The organism is Mycoplasmopsis phocirhinis (genome assembly GCF_004216495.1).
Lineage (GTDB): Bacteria > Bacillota_I > Bacilli_A > Mycoplasmatales > Metamycoplasmataceae > Mycoplasmopsis > Mycoplasmopsis phocirhinis.
Map to the genome: position 1 here is coordinate 238,440 of NZ_CP034841.1, position 12,796 is coordinate 251,235.

The 12,796-nt window shown below is 26.2% G+C and carries 12 protein-coding genes and 1 pseudogene; 9 read left to right on the forward strand and 4 right to left on the reverse strand.

What is annotated here, in order from left to right:
* The first annotated feature begins 115 nt into the window (after nucleotides 1-115).
* The 6 genes from EG856_RS03665 (at nucleotide 116) to EG856_RS01025 (ending at nucleotide 6,333) form a co-directional block, all read left to right on the forward strand.
* Nucleotides 116-250: a hypothetical protein gene (locus EG856_RS03665; RefSeq protein WP_268810686.1), complete on the forward strand. Its 135-nt coding sequence runs from the start codon at nucleotides 116-118 to the stop codon at nucleotides 248-250.
* A gap of 578 nt (nucleotides 251-828) precedes the next feature.
* A complete protein-coding gene (locus EG856_RS01005; protein ID WP_130429285.1) occupies nucleotides 829-1,251 on the forward strand; it encodes a hypothetical protein in 423 nt (140 codons plus the stop codon).
* 129 nt (nucleotides 1,252-1,380) lie between these two features.
* Entirely contained in the window at nucleotides 1,381-2,568 is a 1,188-nt protein-coding gene (locus tag EG856_RS01010; protein ID WP_130429286.1) for an IS3 family transposase, read from the forward strand.
* A gap of 100 nt (nucleotides 2,569-2,668) precedes the next feature.
* Entirely contained in the window at nucleotides 2,669-3,514 is an 846-nt protein-coding gene (locus EG856_RS01015) for an MAGa7180 family putative nuclease (RefSeq protein ID WP_130429287.1), read from the forward strand.
* Entirely contained in the window at nucleotides 3,483-5,882 is a 2,400-nt protein-coding gene (locus tag EG856_RS01020; protein WP_165381413.1) for a UU173 family protein, read from the forward strand. The genes EG856_RS01015 and EG856_RS01020 overlap by 32 nt, the downstream gene beginning before the upstream one ends.
* Nucleotides 5,875-6,333 (forward strand): L-threonylcarbamoyladenylate synthase, encoded by a 459-nt coding sequence (locus EG856_RS01025; protein ID WP_130429289.1) that lies wholly within the window; start codon nucleotides 5,875-5,877, stop codon nucleotides 6,331-6,333. Before EG856_RS01020 ends, EG856_RS01025 begins: the two co-directional genes overlap by 8 nt.
* Before the next feature lie 35 nt (nucleotides 6,334-6,368).
* Here the strand turns inward: EG856_RS01025 and rpsR are convergent, their stop codons facing one another.
* The 4 genes from rpsR to EG856_RS01045 form a co-directional block, all read right to left on the reverse strand.
* Nucleotides 6,369-6,644, reverse strand: coding sequence for a 30S ribosomal protein S18 (gene rpsR, locus EG856_RS01030; protein ID WP_130429290.1), 276 nt, complete (start codon nucleotides 6,642-6,644; stop codon nucleotides 6,369-6,371).
* A 12-nt stretch (nucleotides 6,645-6,656) separates the two neighbouring features.
* Complete coding sequence (locus tag EG856_RS01035) at nucleotides 6,657-7,160, reverse strand: single-stranded DNA-binding protein (RefSeq protein WP_130429291.1); 504 nt, start codon at nucleotides 7,158-7,160, stop codon at nucleotides 6,657-6,659.
* Nucleotides 7,161-7,174: 14 nt separating this feature from the next.
* Nucleotides 7,175-7,570, reverse strand: coding sequence for a 30S ribosomal protein S6 (rpsF, locus tag EG856_RS01040; protein WP_130429292.1), 396 nt, complete (start codon nucleotides 7,568-7,570; stop codon nucleotides 7,175-7,177).
* Between the two features lie 155 nt (nucleotides 7,571-7,725).
* Complete coding sequence (locus tag EG856_RS01045; protein ID WP_130429293.1) at nucleotides 7,726-8,712, reverse strand: hypothetical protein; 987 nt, start codon at nucleotides 8,710-8,712, stop codon at nucleotides 7,726-7,728.
* Between the two features lie 329 nt (nucleotides 8,713-9,041).
* Between EG856_RS01045 and dcm the strand changes: the two genes are divergently transcribed.
* From dcm to topA, 3 genes and pseudogenes are all read left to right on the forward strand, one after another.
* Entirely contained in the window at nucleotides 9,042-10,013 is a 972-nt protein-coding gene (gene dcm / locus EG856_RS01050; protein WP_198868311.1) for a DNA (cytosine-5-)-methyltransferase, read from the forward strand.
* A 143-nt stretch (nucleotides 10,014-10,156) separates the two neighbouring features.
* A pseudogene (locus tag EG856_RS01055) lies at nucleotides 10,157-10,791 on the forward strand (hypothetical protein).
* 96 nt (nucleotides 10,792-10,887) lie between these two features.
* Nucleotides 10,888-12,702, forward strand: coding sequence for a type I DNA topoisomerase (gene topA, locus EG856_RS01060; RefSeq protein WP_130429294.1), 1,815 nt, complete (start codon nucleotides 10,888-10,890; stop codon nucleotides 12,700-12,702).
* The last annotated feature ends 94 nt before the right edge of the window (nucleotides 12,703-12,796 follow it).

Consider the following 12,796-nt stretch of genomic DNA (forward strand, 5'->3'; position numbering starts at 1 on the left):
TTAAACACAATATTTTTTGAACTTTTTATGCGTTAAAATTTATATTTTTATATAATTATAACAATATTTAATATTCAAATTAATAATATAACAAAACATATAGATAGGGGAAATTATGGCCAGTAAAAAAACACCAATAACCAAATATTATTTAGCTGAAAAATTTAATAGTGAAAGACAAATGTCTTTTAATTTAAAAAAACAAGGTAATAAAAGACGTAAAATTTTAAAACTTTTGAAGAAGCCTTAAACGAATTTATTGAAAAATCTTTATCTTCAAATACTCAATGCAAAGTTTGATTTCACAGAGATGCCGCTTTTAGAGGAACTGCTACTGTTGATCAATGTTGTATAATTTTAAAACGTATTAAAGAAGAAAATATTCAAGATAAAGAAGTAATAGAATTTATTAATCGTGAAAATCTTGTAGATGTAACTCCTGCTAAAAACGTTATACCAGTTGAAGATTTATCACAAACACAACAAATTGAGTTAGCGAGATTAAGTGAAGAAGAATTTATTGATTTAGCAGAACAAGCGAGTGTTTACACAGAGGTTGACAAAAATTCTAACGCATTAACATTAGGAAAACATAATGTAAGAACTGATGTAGATTTAAATTTAATTATTGAACAAATTAATGTTGTTAGCAAAAATAAGGCATATGTTTTATACCATTTTTCAAAAGATTCATTTAGATCTCAAACTATCAACGGTGTTTTTGATTTTACTGATTTTGACTACAATAATGATAAATTAGAAATTCAAGAAAATCCGGATAATGTTTATACCGAAGAGGATTTTATTCAAGACATTAAAAATACAAAATTGTATTTAGATGTTGAGCGTAAAATTCATCCAATTGAATTGCGCTGCGAACTAGTTAAAGCTGATACTGATTTTAATGTTATTGTTAACGCAATCAATGTAACATCAGATAAACACGCTTTTGTCGAATATAAACTAGAAAAAAACGAATATGTATCTTCCAAATTAGTTCAATTCTTTGATTTTCAATATGATAATGACAATAATAAAAAACTATATCCTGCTATGTCATACATTAATGGCGAAGTAAACGAACAAGAGCAAACATTAAACGAAAGATTAGAGCCACAAGTTGAAGAACAAAAACTATATCCATATAAAAATCCAAACCCATTAGGAACATTTTTCATTGTTGTTTTGATTATAGTAATTATTTGATCTTTAGTATTAGTTGGTTTATTCCTAAATTATTATTTAAAATAAACATCCAAAAAAATAAAGGTGGACAACAAAAATTAACATTGTAAAGTGTTAATTTTTTTGTACACAAACCATAGGGGTGGGGTATACCCCACCAAAAATCAAAAAAACGAAAAATTGAAAGGACTAAATATGTCAAGACATTTAAAAATGGAGGAATTCAATTTAATCTTTGAGGTTTACCAAAAACATGGAAAATCAGAAGCTATAAAAACACTTTGAAATATCTCTCCAAAAACAAAATTAGTTAAGAAAAAATATCTTGCAGTAAGAATTGCTAAAATAATAAAATATTATAATTTAGGCGTGAAAGAAAAATTATTAACTAAAAAAGGCAAAGACAGAAAACCAGGTAGCGGAAGACCTAGAAAAGAACCAAATTTTGATTGAGATATTTTTGACAGAAATGATCTAATTGAAATCGCAAAAAGATATTATGAAATAACAAACCAAAAACCCAAAAAAGAGAAAAAAGAAGAAGCTAAAAATTTAAAAATCCAATTTATTAAACTAGCATTGTTTTTTAGTCTTTGTAGACAAACCATTTCTAATGCGAAAGTTAAACAAAATACAGAAAAAACAATTCCTCATTCAAAGATTATAGTTGAAGCATTTGAAGTAAATAAAGGCAGATTTGGCAGAAAAAAGCTAAGTATTTATATATTTAATCAATATAATATACACATAAATGAGAGAACTTTAGGTAGATATTTAAATCAATTAAATCTTAAATGCAAGCTAAGACAAAAAAGAAAAAGAAAAGAAATTAAAAACACAAAATGTCAGATCCCAAATACCGTTCAAAGAGATTATAACGATAACCAAAATAGAAATATTTTCGCTACAGATGTTTCATACATAAATGCTCCAAAAGATGTAAGTGAAAATCACGTATATTTATCTGCTATCATCAATCACAAAACTAAAAAAATTGTGGGTTTTAGATTAAGCAAAAATAATAATCTAGATTTTGTTTTAGATAATATTAACGATATTCAAAACGAAAATTTTGATAAATTTATCGTTCATTCGGATCATGGTTTTCAATATACAAATCAAGAATACATTAATAAAATTATAAAATTCGGCGGGACAGTTTCAATGTCTAGAGTTGGAAATTCATTGGATAATAGAGAAATTGAATATTGATTTGGTGTTATTAAAACTGAATTATTAAATGATTTAGATTACACAAAAATTACCTTTGATGAATTAAATGATAAAATTAAGGAATATATTTTTTGATATAACAATGTAAGAATACAATCAAATTTAGGCTGAAAAACGCCACAACAAGTTGCTATGGCGTTCGCTAATTAAAAATGTTAATATATTTTGTCCATGTTTAAAACTGGATGTTTTTATTTATTTTTTTAAAAATATAATATATATTTTATACTATAAAATATATAGGAGAGATATGAGAAAATATAACGGACGAGACTATGTTTTAGATACTGTTGAGCAAGTGGTTAGACTTAAAAAAGAATACCACGAAAATTTATTAAATAATAAACCTGGTTCATTTACTGGTTTTAAAAAATTTGGCGGTTCATCAATTGGTAATATTTTTGAAACTGATGCTTTTAAAGGTCAATTTTTAGCATTTCTACATATGGCACGTTTATCAATGCCGATTTTTAAAAAAAAATATGTTAGAGCTGGTGAAGCAGTTGAACCAAAAGTTTTTAAAGTTTTAAAAGAGCGTTTTCCTGATTTAGATATCCAGCATATTATTGCTTCACAAGTTGGTTATGATTACTTTAAAGGACACCATGAAATTTTAGGAGGAGTTCCTGATGGTTTAATTCCTTCCAAAAAAATTGTTTTAGAAATGAAAAGTGTTCAGGCAAAAAAACAAGAAATTTGAGAGCAAAACAATAATATGAATGTCCCACTAGATTATCGTGCTCAAGCTGAATTATATGCTTATTTATTGGGTTATAAAGCATATTCGATTATAGCTGTATTTCTAGAAGACCAAGATTACGAAGACCCCGAAAATATTGATATTTATAAACGTAATATTGCTCAATATAATTTTAAAATTGATGAAATAAGGGCTAAAAAATCAGCAGATGAAATAGTTAAATTTTGAACTGATTATTCGCGTATTGGTGTAAGTCCGCGTTATGATTTGCGACGAGACAATAAGGTTATTCAATATTTAGAATGTCATAATGAACAAGAGTGAGAAAATTTGTTTAATCAATGAAAAAAAGAAGGTGATATTGATGAAGATATTGAATTTAAAGATGTTAGATAATGAAGTTAAAAAAAATTTAAAAATTATTAATTTTACTAAATTTAAAACTGCTTATACATCTCAACCTTGATTTATTTGAGCCCAAAGAAATGACTCTAATAATGTAAAAAATTTACCCCGTATAGATGCAAATAATTTTGCTCTTTATGAAATTCATAATAATACATCAAATAAAAATTTAGTCAATAAACACAATTTTAGCTCTTTTGAAGATTTTATATATGATGATGAAGCAGAAGATGATGTTATGCTTTCAATTGTCAGCGAAAAACAAAAAGAATTATTTTTATCTAACGAGTGAAATTACAAATTAGAAAATTCAAACAATTTATTTGCTAAAGCTCGACGTAAAAGTTTGGATTTTTTTATATCGCAATTCACTCATGATTTGAGTAATTTAGATGATTTTTATTTTAGTAAAACAATATTTAACAATGAAAATATTGATCAAATTCACGAAGAATGAAACAAATTTAAATTATCTAAAAAGCGTTTTATAATTGATCCTAGTTTTGTTTATTTTGTTGAAAATAACAACGTGAATTTTGCCATTAAAGCTAATGCAATGGCTTATGATATTAAAACTAAAACTTTATATTTTGAAAAATTTAAAAACAGTACAGAATTAATTGATTATCTTAAAACTTTTTATGTATATAATGTAGCCCAAAAAATGGAAATTGAAATTTATGATATTCAATATTTAATTTATAGTTCAAACGCTCAAGAATATAAAAAAGGTCAAATACCTTTTGTTTTTGTTGATGGTTTATGTGCAAGTAATAGTGTTGGTAGTGTTCAAAGAACAAGTGAGCGCAAAATTAAAGACAGTGAAGAAATATATTTAAAAAGTTTAATCAATAGTGGAATTGCGATGTCGCAAGGTTCATATTTTGATAAATTTAACAATACTAAATATTCAGGCAAAATAATTGAATCTATTGAAAATAATTTAATTTTCAATAATCCAACTAAATTTAAAGTAAAAGATTTTATTAATAAAAAAATTCCAATTGATTTAAAAAAATCAACTAAATCATTTGGTAATTTTGATGACAAAATTAATTCAATTATTCATGCATATAATTTGAATTTACCTACTTATGCCACCCAAAATGAACAACACGACTGAAGCTATGAATTTGATTCAGATTGTGAAGGTGATTTTGGCAAAAATCCTGATTTAAATATCATTAAAGATTTGATTTTAGGTGAAAAATATAAATATTCTTCAGGTAATAATGGTACAGCTAAACCTTTAAAATTTTTAGATGCGCAATATCTTAATTTACACCGTCAAATTGTCGATAATTTCTATCAATGTCCCAATTATTTTACAATTAATTCATTGAATTTACTCGCAAAATTAATGGTTAAAGACGCAAGAATTGTTTGGTATGATTACGAAGGTTTAAGTTCAATAATTACAATTTTTGATGGTTTAAAATCCTGAAGTCAAGTTCCACACCAAGTTTCACTAATTCTTACCCAAAACGGTCATAGACTTTTAGAGTTAAATACTTTAAAAGATCCTAAAAATCTTGAACTAATTGATTTAGTTGATGTCATTAAAGATGTCTACCAAAATCGCGCTGATATTTATGTTGTATTTAATAAAGGCTATGAAAATTCTCGTAACCTAGAAATTCGCGACATGGTTGAAATCAAATACCAAAATAACGATATAGATTTTATTAAAAAAATGAAACAAAAAGGTTTTAATTCATTTATTGAATTTGAATCTACTATTTTATATATTGTTAATAACACTTTTGATTTATTAGATTTTTTTACCAAAAATACACCTAATAGCAATGATTTAATTTTTGCTTCCAAATTTGTACAACATAACCAATATCACATTTTATCGCAATTAGGCCAACAACTTGATTTTAAAAATTTTGGTGGCGATATTGAAGAATATACAAAATTATCTAATAAAATTACTGATAAAGCCTTTAATGGCAAAATTAAATCGATTAGAATAATGGAGTTGTTGGGTTATACTAGCATAAAAAAAATTGAAAAAATTATTACTAAAACTAAAACGTATTTTAATTACCGTAATCAAATCAAAGAATATTCAACTTTAGAAGTTAAAAACGGTTCTATGGCATTAGAAATCGCTATTAATCGTAACAGTGGTAATACAAACGATGAACAATGAAACTATCTTTCACAAAAATTGAAAGAATATTGTCATAATGATGTTGTTGCGATGATTGTTGTTTATGAATTTATTCTTGCTTTTGTTGGGGATGTTTTTGCTGACATATATCAATACGAGTATAAAATTGAGCCAAAGCAATGTTTTGATGTAGATTTTATAACTAAAAAATTAATACTGAAAAATTGTGATAATGAATAAGTATAAAGATATTTTTATTACAACAACTGATACCGTATGTGGTATTGGTGGTCCAGTGAATTCGCAAACACTAGCTTTGATTTATGAATTAAAACAACGTCCTATTGACAAAAAAATAATTATATTAGTTGGTTCAATTGCCCAGGCCCAAAAATTTAGCCAATGAAATTCAAAGGCCAATGATCTAGCTCATAAATATTGACCAGGTAATGTTAGTTTAATTGTTAGTGGTCAGGGTTTTAGGATGCCAAACCAAAATTTATTAATTGAATTTTTACTAAAAAATGGGCCGATGTATGTTTCAAGTGCCAATATTTCAGGCAATAAACCTATTAATATAGAACAAGCTAGAGAATTTTTTCCTCAAATTAAACAAGTTTATAATTTTGGTTCAACTAGCGGCAAAGCAAGTAGAATATTCAATGTAGATACTAATGAATGAATACGATAAAGAATGTAAAAAAAGTATTTCAACTGAAATACTTTTTAATTTTGTGTTGTTGGATTTGAAACAACACGAACACGTTCTTTTGCGTAAGGCATTAGAGCCATAAATCTTGCTCTTTTAATTGCCAATGAAACTTTTCTTTGATCTTTGGCTGATAACCCGGTTAAAGCACGTGCTTTAATTTGACCGGTTGCTGTGACAAATTTACTTAATAAATCTGTATCTTTATAGTCAATGTAATTGATATTTAAATCAGCAATAAGACTTCTTCTACGTTTGTTGAATGCAGGTTTTTTGTTTTTAATTCTAGCCATTTTTTCTCCTTATTAATCTAAATCATCGAATCCCATTTTGTGTTTAGAATCTAATGAATTAATTGTATTTTCGTTATTTGGCGTAAATGAGAATTCATTTTCATTTTCTTCAGAGCCACTAAATTTTGAAATCGAACTATTAGTATTAGCGTTTTTAAATGAATAATTTGTATTACCATTATTGTTAATTCTATTCTCGCGTTGTTGACGTGATTCGAGTGAAGCGATATAATCTATTGTTACCTCAACTACTCGTACATTTTCACCAGCAGCATTTTTAAACGAACTAGTTGAAATTGAGCCTTCGATTGAAACTAACGAGCCTTTTGTAAGATATCTACTCATAAAATCGGCATTACCTCTTCACGCAACAACTGGAATAAAATCAGTTATTGGATCAGTAGATGTACTACGCCGCGAAATTGCAATGTTAGTGCGTGAGTAATTAACTCCACTTTGAGTTGTAAATGATCTAATGTCATTAGCAATTCGACCAACTAATAATACTTTATTCATGTTCGCTCCTTAAATTATTCAGTTTCGTTTTTAGGTGTTCTAACTTTTTTATCTGCATCAAATCTTTTTCTAGGTTTTTCGCCTGGTGTATATGTTCTTTTACCAGCTCAGGTTTTTCTTTCTTTACCATAACCTTTTTCACTGTCTAAATTAATCACAAGTTGTCTTCAAATTTCTTTTGAAATGTTACTACGACGCACAAATTCAGCAACTAAAGATGCTTGTGCGTTTAATTGAACTAAAAGATAAAGTGCTTGTGTTGAACGTTTGATTGGGTAAGCCAACTGTGTTCTTTCTAATTTTTCAGCTTTAGTGATGTTTTCTTTACCAAAAACACTCTCAACCAAATCAAAACCGACTTTTTCGTTTGCTTTAGGATCAAGAATCATCATAATTTCATATTTGTTCATTTTATCCTCCTTTTGGACTTCTGGGTCTAGCGACCAAGGAGTAATTATTTACTCTGCTAAATTATATATTAATACATTTAATTTAATTGGTAATAAGTTAATTTAATATGGATATTTTTCCATATTTAATTTTACATTAAAATAATAAATATTCATTATTCATGTAGTTGAATAAGACCTACAAAGGCATTAGTATATCCATCTAGTATTGCTGTTAATTGTTGTTCATCCATTTCATCTATTTTGTTAAGTAACTGACTTGGTTCTTTAGAAATGCCGCCACTTTCAATAAAATTTGTTGCTTGTGTAATTAAAATATCTAAATAATCTAAATATTTTTGTTTTAGACTTTGAATATTTTCGTTGCGATATTTATTTTTTGTTAAAGTATGAAAATTTTCAATTTCATTACTTATAAATTTTGAAGTATTTTCATCAATAGTGTCATAAATTTCTGTAAAAATTAATTTTTCTCAATTTAGTGCAAAGGTTGCTGAATTTAGATATAAATTTGCAAATTCGCTTGAACTTACATATTCTAAAAATAATTTTAATTTTTCTTTAATGGCAACATTATCTTTTCCTTTCGCTTTATTTAACTCTTGTTGTGCTTTATTTATTTGAGTTAAAAGTTGTTGCTGCAATTTTATTTGTTCATTTAATTGTTGTTCATTGAATTTGTTGATTGTATTAAGTATATTTTGTTCTAATTGTGTGGTGTTGGGAATTAATTGTGTTCATCTTTTGAAACTAAAAATAGTTTTTATTTCTTTAATTAATTCAATAGATTTTTGTTTTAGAGTGTTTAATGTCGTATTATTATCGTTATTATCAGTACCTAAATTTTGATCATTTTCTTGTTTTGGTTCATTATTTGTTTTGTTTTGGATCATTTTTTGAGTAATTTTATTGTCCGACTCAATATTATTTTGATTTGAATTAGAATCGGTTTGGTTAGAACTATGAGAATTTTGTGTATTAATTTGGTTTGTAGAGTTATGTTGTTGATTTACTTGCTTTGTATTATTCTTCTTTGAAGAATCGCTTTGAGTTTTATTATTTTTTTGGCATGATACCATCAAAAGTGGAGTAAATATAGTAGTACTTAATGTTAAAGTTAAAAAATGTTTTTTAATTTTCATTTGTGCTCCTTGGCAATTATTTTTATACACAAAATTATAATGATATAAATTATTTTTTTGCATTTTATCGCAACATTTCAATAATTTACTCGAAGATAATTCAGTAACATAATGAATATAGTCATTTTGTTTAATGATGGTAAACAAACTAATTATTAGTCAAAAAAAATATTTAGTGAATCAAAATACTGTATTTGCTTTATATTTATTTAATTTTATAAGTTAATTAAAATAATTTACATAATTAATTATAAAAATATAAGATAAAAAGTATTCTTTAATATTAATTATTTAAAATAAGAATAATAAATATTAAGTTAAGAGGTAGTATGCAAAATAAAACTCATACAATTAAATTTATGGATTTTTGTTCAGGAATAGGAGGTGGTAGACTTGGTTTGCAAAATAATGGTTTAGAATGTGTAGGTCATAGCGAAATAGATTTAGATGCTCAAAATACATATAATATTATTTTTGGGCTAGGCAAAAATTATGGTGATTTGATGCAAATAGATATTGATAAATTACCAGATTTTGATTTTATGATTGGAGGTTTTCCTTGTCAAAGTTTTTCAATAGCCGGTAAAAGAAAAGGATTTGAAGACTACAGAGGGACTATAATTTATGGTTTAATAGACATATTATTCAAGAAAAAAATTAAATATTTTTTATTTGAAAATGTCAAAGGTTTACTTAATCATAATAAAGGTCAAACTCTAAAAATTATTATTGAAAAACTTCAAAGTGCAAATTACAATGTATATACACAAGTGTTGAATAGTAAAGATTTTGGTGTAGCTCAAAAAAGAGAAAGAATTTACATAGTTGGAATCCGAAAGGATATTGATAATTTAAAATTTAATTTTCCGCAACCAAAGTCAATAAAATATAAGTTTAATGATTTTATTGACCCAGAAAATAATTTAATTTTTGATCATAATAATTCAACATTTAAAAAATATCTAGCAAATAAATATAATCAAAATAAATATTCTATTGATTTTATTTTAGGTTTAAATAACACCGTTATTGATACAAGACAATCCGATTTAAGAATATACAAAGAAATTTTTCCTACTTTGCGAACAGGTCGTCATGGACTTTTATATGTTAAAAACGGAATAATTAAAAAATTGAATTCATATGAAGCGTTAATGCTACAAGGTTTTCCAAAAAATATTTGTACGAAAATAAAAAAACACTATAACATTAACGAAAATAAAATTTTAAGTCAATGTGGCAATGCGATGACTGTTAGTGTAATTGAAGCAATAGTTAGAGAAATGAAAAAGGTATTCTAGTGGACCAATTTAGTCAAAAAAAATATAATTTAGTTCAATTAGGCTCAGAAATTGCTAAAAATGGCTTTAAAACTGAAAAACATATTATTGATAAATTTAATAATTGAGAAAATGATCGAGACACAAAAAATTGATTAATACATATGGGTTATGAATTAAACAAAATAGAAAAAATAAATGCAAAATTATTATTTGGTTTTAAATCTGATATTAAAGTAGTTATTAAAATAAAATTAAAAAACGAAATAATCAGCGAAAATGTGCAAGTTAAACTTGTTAGTAACCAACGAGGTTTTAATCAAGTTGATAAAAGATGACTTAAAAGTTATAAACAGATGTGAAATATTCCAGAAAAAATTTATCAAATTTTTGCTTATTATACTGGTGAATTAAAACCTTACAGACAAAATACAAATAATAAGAAAAGAATGTTTGCAAATGAATTTAATGAAGATGAACAAAAGATTTTTTTAAATTGAATAATATTTAATAAATTACAAATAATTAATGACATATTAAAAGGTTCGGGTGAAAATAGTGTAGATTGATTTTTAATTGTTCAAAAATCAGTTAATACGAATATATATCTAATTAAAAATATTGATGAAGTAATTGAATATTATTTGGATTCGGGTGAAGTTGTCATTACAAAACGGGGTCAATTAAAATTGGTAAAATCACAATGCAAAGAAAAGGTGGTGATCGTGGTCGCAAGAGCGCTAATATGTTGCAATTTAAATTAAATCCGGCTGAATTAATTGAAAATGAAAAGAAATAAATATTTAACTATGATTTAAAAATTAAAAATTTATTCTCAATTTTTTAATTGAGTTATTTATTCGATAACAAAAACAAATATGATACATTTATTAGTATGAGTAAATTAGTAATTGTTGAGTCACCTAATAAAGTGGCTACTATTAAAAAATATTTAGGCGGAGATTATGAAGTAATTGCTTCAGTAGGCCATATCACCAAATTATCAACTAGGTCGTCAGGCGATACTATTATGGGGATTAAAATTAATGAATGAGAACCCGTTTATATTTTAGATTCTACTAAAAAAACAATAGTTAAAAAATTAACGAGTGCTGTTAAAAAGGCTAGTGAAGTTTTAATAGCTACTGACCCCGATCGTGAAGGAGAAGCAATTGGTGATCATTTGGTTCATTTTTTAAAGTGTGAAGATAAATATAAGCGCATTAAATATAATGAAATAACTAAAGATGCAATTTTAGCAGCAATTGCTAAACCTTTAACCTTAGACACCGCTTTAATTGATGCTCAAAAAGCACGCCGAATGCTTGATCGAATAATTGGTTTTAAATTAAGTAAACTGATGAAACAAAAATTATCAAATTCGCCCACTAAACCATCAGCAGGCCGGGTGCAATCAATTGCTTTAAAATTAATCGTTGATCGTGAAAAATTAATTGAAGCATTTATTCCTCGTCAATATCATAAAGCAAGCGCTTTATTAAATACAGATTTAAAAGCTGATTATTATAACGAAAATAATCCTAGCGGCGAAAAAGATTGAATTTATCCAGAACAAAAAGAACAAAAAACACAATTAATTTGAGCCAAACCTCAAAATTTAATCGTGCAAGATATTAAACAAAACCAAAAGAAAATGCCAACTATTACTCCACTTAAACAAGCAGTTTTATACAAAAAATCTCCTTTTTCTTCACAAGCCACACAACGAGCAGCCCAAAATTTATATGAAGGTTATGGCGATGGTGGTTTAATTAGTTATCCACGTACTGATTCGACAAGATTAAGTCAACATTTTATTGATAATGCTCGTCAATATATTTTAAATCGTTATGGTGCTGAATATATTGCTCAAGATATTAAAGGTTTTTCAGGTGATCAAGATGCCCACGAAGCAATTAGACCTACTGACGTTAATTTAACTCCTGATTTAGCTAAAGAAAAATTTAATTTGAATAATTATGATTACCAAATATATAAATTAATTTATGAACATACTTTACAAGCTTTAATTACTCCTCCGTTAAGAATGTCTAAACTATATATTTTTGACAAAAATGGCTTACAGTTTCGTCTTTCATGCAGCAAAATTTTATTTCAAGGATATTATGTAGTTAAAGGCGAAAAAGAAGAAACTAGCGATCCTAACTACCAATTAAATCAAGTAATTGACGTAATTAAATTTGAAATTAGCGATCACCAAACTAATCCACCTGCTCGATACAGCGAAGGTTCTTTAATCGAAGCATTAGACAACATTAAAGTTGGCCGTCCTTCAACATTTGCCTCAACAGTTAAAATTGTTTTAGATCGTCAATATGCCGAAAATATTTCTGGTGCACTTAAACCAACCGAATTTGGTCGTATTGTTATACATAAATTAATTGAATCTTTTCCAAAAATTATTGAAGAAAATTACACAGCTCGTGTTGAAGAAGAATTAGATTTAATTGCGCAAAGTAAAATTAGTCTCAAACCAATTATGCAAGATTTTTGAGAGAGATTTAATAAAGTTTATAATGAAGCTGAATTAACAATGGAACATACGCAAATTTCGTATGAATATGCTAATGAAATTTGTCCTAGCGACCAAGGTGATTTAATTATTAGAACTAATCGTTTTGGTAATAAATTTATTGGTTGCAAAAATTTTCCTAGTTGTAAATTTGCCAAAAATTATGAAAAAAAATAAAAATTTTAGCCTTAAAATTAAGACTATTTTTTTATTGTTTTAAAAAATAAAAATATGGAAAATTTAGCCACTATGCTCATATTTAGACTTAAAA